Origin of the sequence: Streptomyces sp. NPDC017056, from assembly GCF_044332485.1 — a bacterium.
Lineage (GTDB): Bacteria > Actinomycetota > Actinomycetes > Streptomycetales > Streptomycetaceae > Streptomyces.
Genome location: NZ_JBIRPD010000016.1, coordinates 180,498 through 196,528, shown reverse-complemented (window position 1 = coordinate 196,528; position 16,031 = coordinate 180,498). Strand labels below are relative to the sequence as shown.

At 70.7% G+C, this 16,031-nt stretch carries 21 protein-coding genes and 5 tRNA genes; 17 read left to right on the top strand and 9 right to left on the bottom strand.

The annotated features are described in order from the left end of the window. Nucleotides 1-42: 42 nt before the first annotated feature. The 3 genes from ACH4OW_RS27865 to ACH4OW_RS27855 form a co-directional block, all read right to left on the bottom strand. Nucleotides 43-261, bottom strand: coding sequence for a hypothetical protein (locus ACH4OW_RS27865; protein WP_360131299.1), 219 nt, complete (start codon nt 259-261; stop codon nt 43-45). A gap of 56 nt (nt 262-317) precedes the next feature. Beyond that, the gene (locus ACH4OW_RS27860) at nt 318-1,109 is read right to left on the bottom strand and encodes a hypothetical protein (protein ID WP_398030493.1); all 792 of its coding nucleotides are present in this window, start codon (nt 1,107-1,109) and stop codon (nt 318-320) included. A gap of 407 nt (nt 1,110-1,516) precedes the next feature. Beyond that, nucleotides 1,517-1,807, bottom strand: coding sequence for a hypothetical protein (locus ACH4OW_RS27855; protein WP_398030492.1), 291 nt, complete (start codon nt 1,805-1,807; stop codon nt 1,517-1,519). Nucleotides 1,808-1,950: 143 nt separating this feature from the next. On the opposite strand from ACH4OW_RS27855, the gene ACH4OW_RS27850 reads away from it, so the two are divergent. The 6 genes from ACH4OW_RS27850 to ACH4OW_RS27825 all read left to right on the top strand — a co-directional run bounded on the left by ACH4OW_RS27850 (nt 1,951) and on the right by ACH4OW_RS27825 (nt 3,282). Then, nucleotides 1,951-2,676 (top strand): HAD family hydrolase, encoded by a 726-nt coding sequence (locus tag ACH4OW_RS27850; protein WP_398030491.1) that lies wholly within the window; start codon nt 1,951-1,953, stop codon nt 2,674-2,676. A gap of 87 nt (nt 2,677-2,763) precedes the next feature. Then, nucleotides 2,764-2,835, top strand: a tRNA-Gln gene (locus ACH4OW_RS27845). Between the two features lie 40 nt (nt 2,836-2,875). Continuing rightward, nucleotides 2,876-2,948 (top strand) — tRNA-Glu (locus ACH4OW_RS27840). A 63-nt stretch (nt 2,949-3,011) separates the two neighbouring features. Then, nucleotides 3,012-3,084 (top strand) — tRNA-Glu (locus tag ACH4OW_RS27835). A 16-nt stretch (nt 3,085-3,100) separates the two neighbouring features. Beyond that, nucleotides 3,101-3,172: transfer RNA gene (locus ACH4OW_RS27830), tRNA-Gln, on the top strand. A 37-nt stretch (nt 3,173-3,209) separates the two neighbouring features. After that, nucleotides 3,210-3,282: transfer RNA gene (locus ACH4OW_RS27825), tRNA-Glu, on the top strand. Between the two features lie 70 nt (nt 3,283-3,352). On the opposite strand, the gene ACH4OW_RS27820 is transcribed toward ACH4OW_RS27825, so the two are convergent. After that, entirely contained in the window at nt 3,353-4,000 is a 648-nt protein-coding gene (locus ACH4OW_RS27820) for a MerR family transcriptional regulator (protein WP_360131288.1), read from the bottom strand. Between the two features lie 86 nt (nt 4,001-4,086). Between ACH4OW_RS27820 and ACH4OW_RS27815 the strand changes: the two genes are divergently transcribed. Continuing rightward, entirely contained in the window at nt 4,087-4,581 is a 495-nt protein-coding gene (locus ACH4OW_RS27815; RefSeq protein WP_398030490.1) for a DUF4188 domain-containing protein, read from the top strand. Between the two features lie 50 nt (nt 4,582-4,631). On the opposite strand, the gene ndgR is transcribed toward ACH4OW_RS27815, so the two are convergent. Then, nucleotides 4,632-5,348: an IclR family transcriptional regulator NdgR gene (gene ndgR, locus ACH4OW_RS27810; RefSeq protein WP_360131283.1), complete on the bottom strand. Its 717-nt coding sequence runs from the start codon at nt 5,346-5,348 to the stop codon at nt 4,632-4,634. Between the two features lie 172 nt (nt 5,349-5,520). On the opposite strand from ndgR, the gene leuC reads away from it, so the two are divergent. From leuC to ACH4OW_RS27785, 5 genes are all read left to right on the top strand, one after another. Then, entirely contained in the window at nt 5,521-6,951 is a 1,431-nt protein-coding gene (leuC, locus tag ACH4OW_RS27805; RefSeq protein ID WP_398030489.1) for a 3-isopropylmalate dehydratase large subunit, read from the top strand. A 5-nt stretch (nt 6,952-6,956) separates the two neighbouring features. Beyond that, nucleotides 6,957-7,550 carry a 3-isopropylmalate dehydratase small subunit gene (leuD, locus tag ACH4OW_RS27800; RefSeq protein ID WP_398030488.1) on the top strand — a complete coding sequence of 198 codons (594 nt, stop codon included), beginning with the start codon at nt 6,957-6,959 and terminating at the stop codon, nt 7,548-7,550. Between the two features lie 135 nt (nt 7,551-7,685). Beyond that, the gene (locus ACH4OW_RS27795) at nt 7,686-7,931 is read left to right on the top strand and encodes a hypothetical protein (RefSeq protein ID WP_360131275.1); all 246 of its coding nucleotides are present in this window, start codon (nt 7,686-7,688) and stop codon (nt 7,929-7,931) included. 125 nt (nt 7,932-8,056) lie between these two features. Continuing rightward, entirely contained in the window at nt 8,057-8,758 is a 702-nt protein-coding gene (locus ACH4OW_RS27790; RefSeq protein WP_360131272.1) for an HU family DNA-binding protein, read from the top strand. Nucleotides 8,759-8,880: 122 nt separating this feature from the next. Then, the gene (locus ACH4OW_RS27785; protein WP_360131269.1) at nt 8,881-9,099 is read left to right on the top strand and encodes a hypothetical protein; all 219 of its coding nucleotides are present in this window, start codon (nt 8,881-8,883) and stop codon (nt 9,097-9,099) included. On the opposite strand, the gene cofC is transcribed toward ACH4OW_RS27785, so the two are convergent. Further along, a complete protein-coding gene (gene cofC, locus ACH4OW_RS27780; protein ID WP_360131267.1) occupies nt 9,080-9,769 on the bottom strand; it encodes a 2-phospho-L-lactate guanylyltransferase in 690 nt (229 codons plus the stop codon). The genes ACH4OW_RS27785 and cofC overlap by 20 nt on opposite strands. Before the next feature lie 140 nt (nt 9,770-9,909). Here cofC and ACH4OW_RS27775 point away from each other — a divergent pair, with 140 nt between their 5' ends. The 3 genes from ACH4OW_RS27775 to ACH4OW_RS27765 are packed head-to-tail and all read left to right on the top strand — an operon-like array spanning nt 9,910 to nt 12,924. Then, entirely contained in the window at nt 9,910-10,740 is an 831-nt protein-coding gene (locus ACH4OW_RS27775; RefSeq protein ID WP_360131265.1) for a lysophospholipid acyltransferase family protein, read from the top strand. Then, nucleotides 10,737-11,738, top strand: coding sequence for an NAD(P)H-dependent glycerol-3-phosphate dehydrogenase (locus ACH4OW_RS27770; RefSeq protein WP_398030487.1), 1,002 nt, complete (start codon nt 10,737-10,739; stop codon nt 11,736-11,738). Before ACH4OW_RS27775 ends, ACH4OW_RS27770 begins: the two co-directional genes overlap by 4 nt. A gap of 34 nt (nt 11,739-11,772) precedes the next feature. Further along, complete coding sequence (locus ACH4OW_RS27765) at nt 11,773-12,924, top strand: D-alanine--D-alanine ligase family protein (RefSeq protein WP_398030486.1); 1,152 nt, start codon at nt 11,773-11,775, stop codon at nt 12,922-12,924. Nucleotides 12,925-12,942: 18 nt separating this feature from the next. Here the strand turns inward: ACH4OW_RS27765 and ACH4OW_RS27760 are convergent, their stop codons facing one another. Together ACH4OW_RS27760 and ACH4OW_RS27755 are read right to left on the bottom strand one after the other, a co-directional pair. Beyond that, the gene (locus ACH4OW_RS27760; RefSeq protein WP_360131256.1) at nt 12,943-13,434 is read right to left on the bottom strand and encodes a DUF3515 domain-containing protein; all 492 of its coding nucleotides are present in this window, start codon (nt 13,432-13,434) and stop codon (nt 12,943-12,945) included. Between the two features lie 8 nt (nt 13,435-13,442). Next, on the bottom strand, nt 13,443-13,676 hold the full coding sequence (locus ACH4OW_RS27755; RefSeq protein WP_360131253.1) for an Lrp/AsnC ligand binding domain-containing protein: 234 nt from the start codon (nt 13,674-13,676) through the stop codon (nt 13,443-13,445). Nucleotides 13,677-13,900: 224 nt separating this feature from the next. Here ACH4OW_RS27755 and ACH4OW_RS27750 point away from each other — a divergent pair, with 224 nt between their 5' ends. Both ACH4OW_RS27750 and thiD read left to right on the top strand, forming a co-directional pair. Then, complete coding sequence (locus ACH4OW_RS27750; protein WP_360131250.1) at nt 13,901-14,869, top strand: thiamine-phosphate kinase; 969 nt, start codon at nt 13,901-13,903, stop codon at nt 14,867-14,869. 27 nt (nt 14,870-14,896) lie between these two features. Next, a complete protein-coding gene (gene thiD / locus ACH4OW_RS27745; protein WP_360131247.1) occupies nt 14,897-15,691 on the top strand; it encodes a bifunctional hydroxymethylpyrimidine kinase/phosphomethylpyrimidine kinase in 795 nt (264 codons plus the stop codon). A gap of 134 nt (nt 15,692-15,825) precedes the next feature. Here the strand turns inward: thiD and rpmB are convergent, their stop codons facing one another. Further along, nucleotides 15,826-16,011: a 50S ribosomal protein L28 gene (rpmB, locus tag ACH4OW_RS27740; protein ID WP_003984695.1), complete on the bottom strand. Its 186-nt coding sequence runs from the start codon at nt 16,009-16,011 to the stop codon at nt 15,826-15,828. Nucleotides 16,012-16,031 lie beyond the last annotated feature (20 nt).

Sequence of the window (16,031 nt, the reverse complement as noted above, 5' to 3'; positions counted from 1 at the left end):
TCTGCCTCGGCTGATGTGAGGTGTGGCCCGGTCTCGATCGGGTCAGCGTGTGGATCGCCGCTTGGCCACGTATCGGGCGACCCGGGTGGCGCCCATGAGTACCGGCGCCGCGATGATCCCTCCGGCCAGCCCCCACAGGATGCTGGCCCCGAAGGACAGGTCGCCCGCACGCAGGCCAAGGATTGCCCCCAGCCCGCTCAACACCCCGAGCTCGACGGTCCGCTCAAGGCCGGTGGAACGGCTCTCCAAGTCGTCTGCCATTGCGCTACTCCTCACAGGTCGTGTCGTCCGGGGACGAGGGAAGCCGGCGTCGGCTGTCAGCTGAAGAGGCCGCCGATCGCCCCGCCGATGCCACCGATCACGCCTGATGCGACAGCTCCGGGAATGCATCCGGCTCCCCCGGCGAGGGCGCCGGCCGCACATCCGCCGATCATTCCGGTGGTGACTCCCTTGGCTGCATCGTCCAGCCACTTGGGGTCGGCGACGACGGGGAATGCCGTGGAGTCCGCTATCTGTACGGTTTGGACGAGGGTGTTGCCGTCGATGCGGTAGCTGGTGGGTACGGGCTTGCCGGTGGCGTCCTTGGCCCAGGGGGTGGTGAAACCGCCGAGGAAGGTGCCGTTCTTGGCGATGGCGGCGACCGCGCCGTTGTCGAGCTTGACGAGGCGGGCACCGTTGGGCAGGCCGATGTTGTAGCGCTGCTCGCGCGGGGCGGTGGCGTCCTTGAGGACGGCCAGGGCGCGGATGCCGCCGTCGGCGGTGGGCTGGACGGCGAGGTCGGTGGCCTTGGCCGCACCGGGGTAGACGGTGGTGTTCTTGCCAGCCTTGGTGCCGGTGACGTTGTTGGTGCCGGGAAGGGCGATGGAGACGGCGTCACCCGTCGTGGTGGTGGCCTTGGCGTCCCCGGTGGACCGCTGGGGGATCGTGGTGCCCGGGGCCGGGGCCGGGGCGATGTCGGTGGTGCCGGTGGCCTTCTCGATCACGGCCGCGGTCCGCTCGGCCGGGGAGGGGGTGTCGCTGGCGAAGGCGGTGGAGGCGGCTCCGAGTGTGAGTGCGGCCGCGCTGATGGTCGCGGCGATGGTGCTGGCCATGCGCTGGCGGTGGTTCATGGAGACCCTTCGTAGGCAGATTCGCCAGCCTCTGACGCCAAAGTGGTGGGCATATGCCAGAGGCAAGCAGCCTTGAGCTTGGCATGTGCGACCGGACGGCAAAAGGTTGAACGGGCAATTACCTCGGGAATCGGGTCTTTGGTCCCGGGCTTTGCGAGCCGTACGGCTAGGCCGACTGTCGATGAAGCCCAAGCGATCGGCGTGACAGCCGGGACCTTGGTCCCGGACTGGCGAACGGGTCTGACCGGGCCCGCGGTTGACGACGTCGCAGGGATGCGGCTCGAATTTCTTCGCCGGGCCCGCACATGCGCCATGCGCCCGTACCCAACCGCTGAGCACGCGCGAGGGCCCGGCGGCCGAACTCCGGCCCCTGGACCCCCACGCCACCCCCGGCGCGCCCGCGCGCCTCAGCAGACCTCGACGCGCTTGTACTTGCCCCAGTCGCTGTGGTGCCGGTAGCTGGTGCCGTTTTTTAGGGTGTGGCAGTCGAAGGGGCCGAGCGAGCCGACCACGCGGACGCGCATCGTGCGGCCGCAGGTGTTCTCTACGCGCGCCTCCCAGTAGCGGACCACCACGGTGAAGACGTTGCGCTTCACGCACTCGGGGGCCGTTCCGTTCGCGGAGGCCGGGGCGGCGGTCACCAGGCTTCCGAGGCCCAGGCCGGCGACGGCCAGGCCCACCACGGCAGCACGTTTCATGTCGATCACTGGTCGATCACTCCCCGCTGAATCGCGGCGGGGCGCGGACGGCGTTCCCGGCAGGGCGACAGGATGCCATGGACTTGACGTGCGCAGGGCAAAAACGAAGATCCCGTGCGGCCCATGCCGGTACCGTCGGTCTCATGACCATCGAGGCCGTTCTCTGGGACGTGGACGACACCCTCTTCGACTACACCGGGTCCGACCGGGCGGGGGCGCTGCGCCACATCGAGGCGGAGGGGCTGCTCGCGCGGTTCGCGGACGCCGATTGTGCGCTCGGGCGGTGGCGGGAGTGCATGGAGGTTGCCTTCGCCCGCTTCCTCGCGGGGGAGGTGGGGTTTCTGGAGCATCGACGGGAGCGGGCGCGGTCGTTTCTGGGGGAGTCGCTGAGTGATGACGAGGCGGACGCCTGGTTCGGGCGGTATGTCGCGCTCTATGAGGCCGCCTGGACGCTCTTTCCGGACTCCGTGCAGGCGCTCACGGACCTGGCGCCGCTGGCCCGGCAGGGGGTGCTGTCTAACTCGTCCGTCCGTAACCAGGACCGCAAGCTGCGGGCGCTCGGCATACGCGATCGCTTCGAAGTGGTGCTGTGCGCCGACGAGGTGGGGTTCGCGAAGCCGGCGGCCGGGGCGTTCCGGGCGGCTTGTGATGCGCTGGGGCTGGCGCCCGAGCGGGTCGTCTACGTGGGGGACAAGCTGGACGTGGACGCCATCGGCGCGCGGGACGCCGGGCTGGGCGCGGTGTGGGTGGACCGGGCCGGGGGGCGGGGCGAGGTGCCGGACGGTGTGACGCGGATCGGCGGGCTGGCCGAGCTGCCCTCGCTGGTGCGCGGCCTTATCGGTTTTGGAGCGTCGTCCACCTTCGGGTAATGTTCTTTCTGCGCCGCCCGGGCGGGCCGAAAGGCCGGGACGGGAAGCGCAAGCCGAACAAGACTCCGGCAAGGAGTTGCGTTTTGGTGGGCTATGGTGTAATTGGCAGCACGACTGATTCTGGTTCAGTTAGTCTAGGTTCGAGTCCTGGTAGCCCAGCAAGAGATCTTCTGAAGGTCTCTTGATCATGCAGTACCAGGCCCCCGTTGTGTAGCGGCCTAGCACGCCGCCCTCTCAAGGCGGTAGCGCCGGTTCGAATCCGGTCGGGGGTACAGATCCTTTCTCTCCGTCACCTTCGGGTCGCTCCCGGATGTGACGACGCAAGGATCGCTAGGGCCCCCGTTGTGTAGCGGCCTAGCACGCCGCCCTCTCAAGGCGGTAGCGCCGGTTCGAATCCGGTCGGGGGTACTGGTCTATACCACCATGGGCTATGGTGTAATTGGCAGCACGAGTGATTCTGGTTCATTTAGTCTAGGTTCGAGTCCTGGTAGCCCAGCGCGAAATCGCAGGTCAACTGCGGTTCTGCAGAGCGAGCCCCCGTTGTGTAGCGGCCTAGCACGCCGCCCTCTCAAGGCGGTAGCGCCGGTTCGAATCCGGTCGGGGGTACGCATAAGGAAGGCCCTTCCCGGTAGGGAGGGGCCTTTCTGTATGGGGCCGCGGGGCCGGTGGGCCCGGCTCACGCGCCGCTCCGGAACCGGCGGTGCGACTCTTCCGCCTCCGCCAGCCGCCGCAGGCTCAGCAGTACCGGTTCGAGCAGTACGGTCAGCGCCACCGCGGCCTCCACCTGCTCGGCGGGCGTCTCGAACTGCTCCACCAAATCCAGGTCGGCGACGGCCAGTTCGCCCGCGATCCGGGCGTACGGCAGTACGTTCGCGACGCCGTGCGGGTAGCCGAGCCGGGCGAGCGCGGCCAGGGCGTTCACCAGCATTTCGTACGCGGGGGAGGCCGCCCCCGTCTCCAGCCCGTGCTGCCAGCCCAGGCGGTGCAGCAGCTCGTCCGCCGTCCCGCGTGCCGCCGCGGTCTCCGGGGTCTCCTCCGCGGGCCCTGGGGCGTGCGGCAAGGCCCACACGGCCGCGCCGAGGCGCATGTGGTGGTCCAGCGTCTCGTCCTCGACCGCGGCCAGCACCTCGCGGGCGGTGGCCACCGGCATCTTGCCGACCTGGACCAGCGCCCGCACCAGACGTAGCCGGCGCAGGTGGGCGTCGCCGTACTCGGCGGTGGTGGCGGTGACGCGCTCGCCCGGCGGGAGCAGCCGCTCCCGCAGGTAGTACTTGATCGTGGCGGCGGGTACCCCGCTGCGTTCGCTCAGTTCCGCCAGTCGCATGCCTCTTGCGCCCTTCTTTGGAGAGTGTCACTATCCAAGCATGGATAGCGCCGCTATCCAAAGGCCGGAGAGGCAGGGGGACAGTCGTGAGTGACAAGGTCGTGCCGGGGCGCGTGGTGGTGGACACCGACGAGGAGGTGGTCGTCTTCCTGATCGGGATGCACGTCAACAAGTTCCGGGACGTGCGCAGTTGGGTGCCCGTGTGGCTCGGGATGCCGCGGATGCTCAAGGAGCTGTCGCGTGAGCGGGGCGCGGGGCTGCTCGGCTACCGGCTGCTGAACGGCGGGCCGCGCTCCTTCACCGTCATCCAGTACTGGGAGTCGCGCGAGAAGCTGTACGCGTACGCCTCGGAGCAGAACATGCAGCACCGCCCCGCGTGGACGGCGTTCAACCGCCGCGCGCGGAGCGGCAAGGGGGGAGTCGGTATCTGGCACGAGACGTACGTCGTGCCTGCGGGGGCGTACAGCACGATCTACAACACGATGCCGCCGACCGGACTCGGGGCCGCGTACGGCGTTGCCCCGGTCGGCCGGCGCGCTCACGGGGCAGCCGCCCCCGTGAGCGCGCCGCAGCGCGGCTGACGCTCGCGGGGGCGCCCTGCGCCGCCCAGGCCGGCCGGTGTTCTCGCTGGTCAGCCGGTGCGGCGCAGCGCCTCGCTGAGGCGCGCCGCCGCGTCGATGACCGCTTGGGCGTGCATCCGGCCCGGGTGGCGGGTCAGCCGCTCGATCGGTCCGGAGACCGAGACGGCGGCGACCACGCGGTTCGAGGGGCCGCGTACGGGGGCGGAGACCGAGGCCACGCCCGGCTCGCGCTCGCCGATCGACTGGGCCCAGCCGCGGCGCCGTACGCCGGACAGGGCGGTGGCCGTGAAGCGCGCGCCCTGGAGGCCGCGGTGCAGGCGCTCCGGCTCTTCCCAGGCCATCAGGATCTGGGCCGCCGAGCCGGCCTTCATGGGGAGCGTGGAGCCGACCGGGACGGTGTCCCGCAGTCCGGACAGCCGTTCCGCCGCCGCCACGCAGATGCGCATGTCGCCCTGGCGCCGGTAGAGCTGGGCGCTCTCGCCCGTCACGTCGCGCAGGTGGGTGAGCACCGGTCCGGCCGTGGCCAGCAGGCGGTCCTCGCCGGCCGCCGCGGCCAGTTCCGACAGCCGCGGGCCGAGGATGAACCGGCCCTGCATGTCCCTCGCCACCATCCGGTGGTGTTCCAGTGCCACGGCCAGCCGGTGGGCCGTGGGTCGTGCGAGCCCGGTCGCCGCGACCAGCCCGGCGAGGGTGGCCGGACCGGACTCCAGAGCGCTCAGTACGAGAGCTGCCTTGTCGAGAACGCCGACGCCGCTAGAGTTGTCCATGCAACGATACTCACGTCTCACAGTGTGAAACGCAAGTTCAATTTTCCCAGGAAGCCGCCAATCTGTAGTCACGGCCCCGACCAGGGCCCGGCACGACGTCCGGTTTCGGGGGCGGACGCTCTGCGCACACAGTCGAGTTGGGCCGGCAATGCGGCCGGCCGGAGGGAAAGCGATGGGACGGACACTCGCGGAGAAGGTCTGGGACGACCACGTCGTCCGGCGCGCGGAAGGCGAGCCCGACCTCCTCTTCATCGATCTGCACCTGCTGCACGAGGTGACCAGCCCGCAGGCGTTCGACGGCCTCCGCAAGGCCGGCCGCCGGGTGCGGCGCACCGACCTGACCATCGCCACCGAGGACCACAACACCCCGACCCTCGACATCGACAAGCCCATCGCCGACCCCGTCTCCCGCACCCAGCTGGAGACGCTGCGCAAGAACTGCGCGGAGTTCGGTGTGCGGCTGCACCCGCTGGGCGACGTCGAGCAGGGGGTCGTCCACGTAGTGGGACCGCAGTTGGGACTGACCCAGCCCGGCACCACCGTGGTCTGCGGCGACAGCCACACCTCCACCCACGGCGCGTTCGGCGCGCTGGCCTTCGGCATCGGCACCAGCCAGGTCGAACACGTGCTGGCCACCCAGACGCTGCCGATGGCGCCCTTCAAGACCATGGCCGTCACCGTCGAGGGCGAACTGCCCGACGGAGTCACCGCCAAGGACCTGATCCTCGCGATCATCGCCAGGATCGGCACCGGCGGTGGGCAGGGCTACGTCATCGAGTACCGCGGCGAGGCCATCGAGAAGCTCTCGATGGAGGCCCGGATGACCATCTGCAACATGTCCATCGAGGCGGGCGCGCGGGCCGGCATGATCGCCCCCGACGAGACGACCTTCGCCTACCTCAAGGGCCGCGACCACGCGCCCGAGGGCGCCGACTGGGACGCCGCGGTGGAGTACTGGAAGACGCTGCGCACCGACGAGGGCGCGGCCTTCGACCACGAGGTCGTCGTCGACGCCTCCGAGCTGGCCCCGTTCGTCACCTGGGGCACCAACCCGGGCCAGGGCGCGCCGCTTTCCGCGGCCGTCCCCGACCCCGCTTCGTACGAAGACGCTTCGGAGCGCTACGCCGCCGAAAAGGCCCTGGAATACATGGGGTTGACGGCGGGTCAGCCGCTGCGCGAGATCGGCGTGGACACCGTCTTCGTAGGTTCGTGCACCAACGGGCGCATCGAGGACCTGCGCTCGGCGGCCGAGGTCGTGCGGGGCCGCCGGGTCGCCGACGGCGTACGGATGCTGGTCGTCCCCGGCTCGGTCCGGGTCGCCCTCCAGGCGGTCGAGGAAGGGCTCGACAAGGTCTTCACCGAGGCCGGTGCCGAGTGGCGGCACGCCGGCTGCTCGATGTGCCTGGGCATGAACCCCGACCAGCTGGCGCCCGGCGAGCGCTCCGCCTCGACCTCCAACCGCAACTTCGAGGGGCGGCAGGGCAAGGGCGGCCGCACCCACCTGGTCTCGCCTCAGGTCGCGGCCGCAACGGCGGTTCTCGGCCATCTGGCATCACCGGCCGACCTGTCCGACGCCGACGTACGCACGCCCGCGGGAGTCTGAGAACGATGGAAGCATTCACCACGCACACCGGCCGGGCGGTGCCGCTGCGCCGCAGCAACGTCGACACCGACCAGATCATCCCGGCCCACTGGCTCAAGAAGGTCACCCGGGACGGCTTCGAGGACGGGCTCTTCGAGGCCTGGCGCAAGGATCCGGGGTTCGTGCTGAACCAGGAGGCGTACCGGGGGGCGACCGTCCTGGTGGCCGGGCCCGACTTCGGCACCGGCTCCTCGCGTGAGCACGCGGTGTGGGCCTTGCAGAACTACGGCTTCAAGGCCGTCGTCTCCTCGCGTTTCGCGGACATCTTCCGGGGCAACTCGCTGAAGAACGGACTGCTGACCGTCGTGCTCCCGCAGGAGACCGTCGAGGCGCTGCAGAAGCTCGCCGAGACGGACCCCACCGCGGAGGTCACCGTCGACCTCGTCGGCCGGCAGGTCCGGGCGCCGGGCATCACCGCTGGGTTCGAGCTGGACGAGAACGCGCGTTGGAGGCTGCTGGAGGGCCTGGACGACATCAGCCTCACCCTTCGGGAGGAGGGGGCCATCGCCGCGTACGAGGCGAACAGGCCGTCGTTCAAGCCGCAAACGGTAGTAGTCTGACCTCGGGTTTTTTGGCTCAAAGCCTTATTGCGTACGATGCGCCCCTTGCTAGTTGGCAGGGGGCGCATCGGCGTGTGAAGGCTGCTGTTGAGGCCCCGTGAAGCGACAACTCGCCGCAGATGGCACAATTAGCGCATGGAACGCGACGACCAACTCAAGCTCTACGGTCTCGTCGCCGACCGACTCAAGGACGCACACACACGAGTGCGGACACTGCAAGTCCCGGAGGGCGTACGCATGGCGCTGACCCGGAAGCTGCTCGTCATCACGGCGGCGGCGAAACACGATCTGGCGGACGCGGCAAGGCGTCTGGAGTGGTTCATGAACGACCTCGACGAGGGTCGCTTTCCCGAAGACGTGCACGCCGACGGAACTCCGTGAAGGTCGAGTTCGTTGCGGCACAAGGGTGATTAGCCCGTTTCGTGTTTGATTTGCGGTATATATCTGCCTAACGTGCGAAAAGGCTTGAACACTTTCGTTCCAGCAATGTCTCCGAAGGGGAAGACGTGAACAAGGCGCAGCTCGTAGAAGCCATTGCCGACAAGCTCGGCGGCCGTCAGAACGCCGCGGACGCGGTGGACGCGGTACTGGACGCAATCGTCCGTGCAGTTGTCTCCGGCGACCGCGTATCGGTCACCGGATTCGGCTCGTTCGAGAAGGTGGACCGCCCGGCCCGCTACGCCCGCAACCCGCAGACGGGTGAGCGGGTGCGGGTCAAGAAGACCTCGGTGCCCCGTTTCCGCGCGGGTCAGGGCTTCAAGGACCTGGTCAGCGGCTCGAAGAAGCTCCCGAAGAACGACGTGGCCGTCAAGAAGGCCCCCAAGGGCAGCCTCTCCGGTGGCACTTCCACCCGTACGACCGTGAAGAAGGCCGCGGCCAAGAAGGCCACCGCCAAGAAGACCGCGGCGAAGACCACGGCCACCGCCAAGAAGGCGACGCCGGCGAAGAAGACCACCGCCACGGCGAAGAAGACGACGGCGACGCCGGCGAAGAAGACCACCGCCACGGCGAAGAAGGCGGCCGCCAAGAAGACCACGGCCACCGCCAAGAAGGCCACCCCGGCCAAGAAGGCCACCGCCACCACCGCCAAGAAGGCGACGGCCAAGAAGACCGCGCCCGCGAAGAAGGCGGCGGCGAAGAAGGCCCCGGCCAAGAAGGCCACGGCCCGCAAGACCACCGCCAAGAAGACCACCGCCCGCAAGCGGTAATCAGCAGCGGCGACGCCACGCGTCGGGCCGGACTCCCCCCGGGGAGCCCGGCCCGCGGTGCGTGGCGATCCTACGGCCCCGGCGTACGGCCGAGGCGTATCCACGCCGTCTAGGCTGTCCGCATGCAGGCCACCGCGTACACCTACGACGACCAGACCCGTTCCGGCAGCGTGCTGCTCGACGACGGGACGCCGCTGCCCTTCGACGCGGCGGCGTTCGACGCGGGCGGCCTGCGGCTGCTGCGGCCCGGCCAGCGGGTACGCATCGACGTCGAGGGCGAGGCGGGCGGCGGGGACAAGGACGGGCGCCGGATCGTGCTCGTCACGCTCCAGACGTTCTGACGTCCCGCGCACACCCCGCGAAAGCCGGTGCCAGCGGCAGGCAGCGCGCCGTGTGCGGCCCCACACCCAGTGCCAGCGCGGCCCGCAGATCCTCGCCGGTGTCCACGTCCCGGCGTACGGAAGCCGCGCCCGCAGGCGCGATCTCGCAAGCTCCCGAATCCAGGTGACGCGCCCGGGACGGCCCCCCGAAAGCGGGCGCCAATTCCACCCCGGAAGCCGCGGTGAGCAGTGTCGTACCGATTTCCGCCGCATCCGCGAGAAATGCCCGGGGAAATGCGGCGGCGGCCGACAGTACCCGGTGCAGTTCCGCCGGGCGCAACGCCGGGAGATCGGCGTTCAGTGCCGCCACGGGAGCCGCGGCGCGCCGGGCGCGTACCGCGTCGGCGCCGTGGGCCAGCGCCGCGTTCAAGCCCCGGGCCGGAATGTCGGCCACGATGCGCGCCCCGAGGGCCGCCAGGCGTTCCCCGGCCAGCGGATCGTCCGTGACAACCGCCACATCCGCGACGTCTTCGCAGGCCAGCGCGGCGGCCACGGTATCCAGCGCGAACGCCAGTGCCAACCGGGGCCGCAGCTCCTCGCCCACCGCAGTGGACAGCCTGCTCTTCGCCCGTACCAGGGGTTTCAGGGGTACGACCAGGCTCCAGCCCGCGTCCCCTCCGTCACTTCGCATCGCCCTCATTCTCACCTGCCGTCACCGACATCCGTCAGCGGCGGGGTTACGGTGTTCTCGACATAGCGGGTACCTGGGGCGACACTTGTGCGGCTGCCGGGTCGCAGCAGCTCAGCAGATCCCACAAGGAGGGTGTCCCAGTGTCCCGCCGCAGAATCGGCTTCTGGTACCGCTTGGCCGCGGTCATCTGCAAACCGCCGCTCCTGGTTCTGTTCAAGCGGGACTGGCAGGGAATGGAGCACATTCCCGCCGACGGCGGATTTATCACCGTGGTCAACCACAACTCGTATCTGGATCCGCTCTCGTACGCGCACTACCAGTACAACACCGGCCGGGTCCCGCGATTCCTCGCCAAGTCGGGCCTCTTCAAGGGCGGCTTTGTCGGCCTGATGATGCGCGGCACCGGCCAGATCCCCGTCTACCGGGAATCCACCGACGCCGCCGTGGCCTTCCGCGCCGCGGTGGCCGCCATCAACAAGGGCGAATGTGTCGCCTTCTACCCCGAGGGCACCCTCACCAGGGACCCCGACCTGTGGCCCATGCAGGGCAAGACCGGGGCCGCCCGGGTGGCGTTGCTCACCAAGGCGCCGGTGATCCCGGTGGCACAGTGGGGCGCCAACGAGGTGATGCCGCCCTACGCCAAGGAGAAGAAGCTGCGCCTCTTCCCGCGCAAGACGCTGCGGGTCAAGGCGGGGCCGCCGGTCGACCTGAGCGAGTTCTACGGCAAGGAGCCGACCGCCGACGTGCTGCGCGCGGTGACCGAGAAGGTCATGGCCGCCGTCACCGGGCAGCTGGCCGAGCTGCGCGGCGAGCCGGCGCCCGCCGAGCCGTTCGACCACCGCAAGGACGCCGTCCGGCGCAGCCGGGCCCGCCGGGAGCGGCAGGCCGCCGAACGGGCGCGGGAACTGGACGAGCAGGGCGTGAAACTGGACGACCAGGCACCGAAGACACAGGAGGATGAAGGCAAGTGACGCGCTGCGCCGTCTACGGCACGGGGTCCTGGGGAACCGCATTCGCGATGGTGCTCGGTGACGCGGGCTGCGAGGTGACGATGTGGGGCCGCAGAGCGGGCCTGGTCGACGCCATCAACACCGGCCGCACCAACCCCGACTACCTGCCGGACGCGGAACTGCCCGCGTCCGTACGGGCCACCACCGACCCCGCCGAGGCCGCGCACGGCGCCGATTTCACCGTTCTGGCCATCCCCTCGCAGACGCTGCGCGAGAACCTCGCCGCCTGGGCGCCCCTGCTGCCCGCCGACACCGTCCTGGTCTCCCTGATGAAGGGCGTCGAACTGGGCACTGCCAAGCGGATGAGCGAGGTCGTCGAGGAGGTCGCCAAGGCCCCGGCCGAGCGCGTCGCGGTGCTGACCGGACCCAACCTGGCCAAGGAGATCGCCGCCCGGCAGCCCGCCGCCGCGGTCGTGGCCTGCGCCGACGAGGCGGTGGCCCGGCGCCTCCAGGCCGCCTGCCACACCCCGTACTTCCGCCCGTACACCAACACCGACGTGGTCGGCGCCGAGCTGGGCGGCGCGGTCAAGAACGTCATCGCGCTGGCGGTCGGCATGGCCGGCGGCATGGGCCTGGGCGACAACGCCAAGGCCAGCCTGATCACCCGCGGCCTCGCCGAAACCACCCGCCTGGGCCTGGCGATGGGCGCCGACGCGCACACCTTCGCCGGGCTCGCCGGAATGGGCGACCTGGTCGCCACCTGCTCCTCGCCGCTCTCGCGCAACAACACCTTCGGGGCCAACCTCGGCCGCGGCATGACGCTGGAGGAGACCATCGCGGTCACCAAGCAGACCGCGGAGGGCGTCAAGTCCTGCGAGTCGGTGCTGGACCTGGCCCGCCGGCACGGCGTCGACATGCCGATCACCGAGACGGTCGTGGACATCGTCCACGAGGGCAAGCCGCCGCTGGTGGCCCTCAAGGAACTGATGTCACGCAGCGCCAAGCCGGAGCGGCACTGACTCCGCCTGGGGCAGCAGGTACGCTCAACGCGATATGAGCAGCGAGACCACCTCCCACAAGCCCCGCGTCGCCGTCGTGTTCGGCGGACGCAGCTCCGAGCACGCCGTCTCCGTGGTCACCGCGGGCGCCGTGCTGGCCGCCATCGACCGCGAGAAGTACGAAGTGCTGCCCATCGGCGTCACCTCGGAGGGCCGTTGGGTCCTGAGCGCCGACGACCCCGAGCGGATGGTCTTCGCCGACCGGCGGCTGCCGAGCGTGGCGGACCTGGCCGAGTCCGCCGAGGGCGCCGTCCAGCTCCCCACGGACCCGACCAGCCGCGAGGTCGTCTACGGCGAGCCCGGCTCGGTGCCCAAGGCGCTGGGCGAGGTCGACGTCGTCTTCCCCGTCCTGCACGGCCCGTACGGCGAGGACGGCACGATCCAGGGCCTCCTGGAGCTCTCCGGCGTACCCTACGTCGGCTCGGGCGTGCTCGCCTCGGCCGTCGGCATGGACAAGGAGTACATGAAGCGGGTGTTCGTCTCCTACGGGCTGCCGGTCGGCCCGTACGAGGTCGTCCGCCCGCACGAGTGGGAGCAGGGCCCCGAGGGGCAGAAGGGCGCCGCGGCCCGCAAGAAGATCGTGGACTTCGCCGGGGAACACGGCTGGCCGCTCTTCGTCAAGCCCGCCCGCGCCGGGTCCTCCATGGGCATCACCAAGGTCGACGACCTCTCCGGCCTGGACGAGGCCATCGAGGAAGCACGCCGCCACGACCCGAAGATCCTGGTGGAGTCGCTGCTGACCGGCCGCGAGATCGAGTGCGGCGTGCTGGAGTTCCCGGACGGGCCGCGCGGCAGCCTGCCGGCCGAGATCCCGCCCGTCTCCGACCACGCCTTCTACGACTTCGAGGCCAAGTACATCGACTCGGCCAGCGGCATCGTGCCCGCCCCGCTGACCGCGGAGCAGACCGCCGAGGTCCAGGAGCTGGCCGTACGGGCCTTCGAGGCGCTGTCCTGCGAGGGCCTGGCGCGCGTCGACTTCTTCCTCCAGGACGACGGCCGGTTCGTGATCAACGAGATCAACACGATGCCCGGCTTCACGCCCATCTCGATGTACCCGCGGATGTGGCAGGAGACCGGCGTGAGCTACCCGGAGCTGATCGACCTGCTGGTCCAGGCGGCGCTGCGGCGCTCCACGGGCCTGCGCTGACGCGGCCGGCCGGACATCTCAGACCCCGGCCGGCACCGTCTTCTTGACGGCGCCCGCGAGGTCGGTGAGCACATCGACCTCGGGGGCGTACTTCTTCGGCACGCTCACCTCGACGTACGTCTTGCGCAGTACGGTCGTGAAGCGGTATCCGTCGTCCTGCTTCTCGAAGAGCCACTCGACGCCGTTGACTTCCGCCGCGTCCGCACCGGGGTTGTAATGTTCACTTCCAGGCGTCAGCACGGCGGGCTTCGGCACGCCGCAGCGCAGCCGGACGGCCGGATCGCCCCAGACGGCGGTGAAGTCCGACACCGGCTCGGCGGTGCCCCGCTCCAGCCCGTCCACGGTCCGCGGCAACTCCTCCCGGAGCGCCCGGCACTGCCGGGCGGCCTCGCCCTGCGGCGCCGGGGCCGCGGTGGGGACCGAGGACGAGCAGCTCACCGCGGCGAATGCCACGGTGAGCAGGGCCGGTGCCAGCAGCCGGCGCGACGAGGAGATCACCCGGCCGAGCATACGGGGAGCTAGAGATGGACCACCGGGCAGGTCAGGGTGCGGGTGATGCCGTCCACTTGCTGGACCTTGGCGACCACCATGCGGCCGAGTTCGTCGACCGTGTCGGACTGGGCCCGCACGATCACGTCGTACGGGCCCGTGACGTCCTCGGCCTGGATCACGCCGGGAATCTTGGCGATCACTTCCGCTACGGCCGATGCCTTTCCCACCTCGGTCTGGATCAGGATGTACGCCTGTACCACGGGACCTCCAGGGCGGGTTCGAGGATCATGTGGGAAGAAGGGACGCCACGGTACCGCGTCGGTGCGCGCGCCGGGGAGACCCGCGCGGGGTACGCGGCGCGCGGCGCGACCGGCGGCGGAAAGGGGACCGCCGGCACAGGGGGAGCGGGGGCCGTTCCCGCGGCAGTGGAGTACGGATCGGCAGCGCAGTACGGATCGTCCGTACGCATCGGAAGGGCAGCAGCATGAAGGGCACCGTGGGCGAGCTGGGAGAGTTCGGCCTGATCAGGGAGCTCACCTCCCGGCTCACCGCCACGCCGGCCGTACGGATCGGCCCCGGCGACGACGCCGCGGTGGTCACCGCGCCGGACCGCAGGGTCGTGGCCAGCACCGACGTACTTCTCGAAGGGCGGCACTTCCGCCGCGACTGGTCCACCGCCTACGACGTGGGCCGCAAGGCCGCCGCGCAGAACCTGGCCGACATCGCCGCCATGGGCGCGGTGCCCACCGCCATCCTGCTCGGCCTCGTCGTGCCCGCCGAACTGCCCGCGACCTGGGCGACCGAGCTGATGGACGGGCTGCGCGACGAGTGCCAGGTGGCGGGGGCCGCCGTGGTGGGCGGCGACGTCGTACGCGGCGACACCATCACCGTCGCGATCACCGCGTTGGGGGACCTGCGCAACCAGGAGCCCGTCACCCGATCCGGTGCCCAGCCGGGCGACGTGGTCGCCGTCACGGGCTGGCTCGGCTGGTCGGCGGCCGGGCACGCGGTCCTCTCCCGGGGCTTCCGCTCCCCGCGCGCCTTCGTGGAGGCGCACCGCCGCCCCGAACCGCCGTACCACGCGGGCCCGGCGGCGGCCGGCCTCGGCGCCACCGCCATGACCGACGTCAGCGACGGCCTGGTCGCCGACCTCGGCCACATCGCCGACGCCAGCAAGGTCCGCATCGACCTGCGCTCCGGCCAGATCGACATCCCCACGCAGATGTCCGACATCGGTACCGCGGTCGGCGTGGACCCGATGCAGTGGGTGCTCAACGGCGGCGAGGACCACGCGATCGTGGCGACCTTCCCGCCGGACGTGAAGCTGCCCGCCCGCTGGAAGGTGATCGGCGAGGTGCTGAACCCGTCGGCGCTGCCGCAGGTCACGGTGGACGGCGCGCCGTGGGCCAAGGCGGGCTGGGACCACTTCGGCGACAACGAGGACGCCGAGTAGACCGGGGGCCCGGGTAGATTCCCGGGTATGCGCATACCTCCACGCGTCCTGACCGTCGCCGGATCCGACTCCGGCGGCGGCGCGGGCATCCAGGCCGACCTGAAGACGATGCTGGCGCTCGGCACGCACGGCATGAGCGTGCTGACCGCCGTCACCGCGCAGAACTCACTGGGTGTCCAGGGCGCGTGGGAGCTGCCCGCCGAGGCCGTACGGGCCCAGTTCCGCAGCGTCGTGGACGACATCGGCGTGCAGGCCGTGAAGACCGGCATGCTCTCCTCGCCGGAGCTGGTGGAGACCGTCGCCGGCCTGCTCGCCGGCGTGCGGGCGCCGGTCGTCGTCGACCCGGTCGGCGTCTCCAAGCACGGCGACGCGCTGCTGGCCGCCTCCGCTCTGGACGCGGTCCGTACGAAACTGCTGCCGACGGCCACCCTCGCCACCCCCAACCTCGACGAGGTCGCCCAGCTCACGGGCGTACGGGTCCGGGAGGAGGCCGACATGCCGCGGGCCGCCGCCGCGATCCTCGGGTTCGGGCCGCGATGGGCGCTGATCAAGGGCGGCCACCTGGCGGGCGACGCCGCCGACCTGCTCACGGACGGCGCCGAGGAGCACTGGCTGCGCGCCCCCCGGCACGACAACCGGCACACCCACGGCACCGGCTGCACGCTCGCCAGCGCGATCGCCGCGCAGCTCGCGAAGGGCGACACCGTCCCGGAGGCCGTCGCGGCGGCCAAGGAGTACGTCACCGGCGCCATCGCGGGCGGCTTCCGCCTGGGCGCGGGGATCGGGCCGGTCGACCACGGATGGCGGATGCGGGGCCTCTAGCCCGGCGCGGGCGCCCTCCGCGGGGGCGGGCGCCCGGATTCCTCGAAGGCGGGCGCCCGGACACGGCAAAAAGCCGGCCCACCGAGGTGGACCGGCTTTAAGGCAACCGGCTGGGCTGCGCTACGACTATGACGTCAGCGCGAGACCTTGCCGGCCTTGATGCACGAGGTGCAGACGTTGAGCCGCTTCGGCGTGCGCCCGATGACCGCGCGCACCGTCTGGATGTTGGGGTTCCAACGACGGTTGGTACGGCGGTGCGAGTGGGAAACGCTCTTGCCGAAGCCCGGCCCCTTGCCGCAGACGTCGCAGTTGGCAGCCACGGGTCACTCCAAAGACTTCA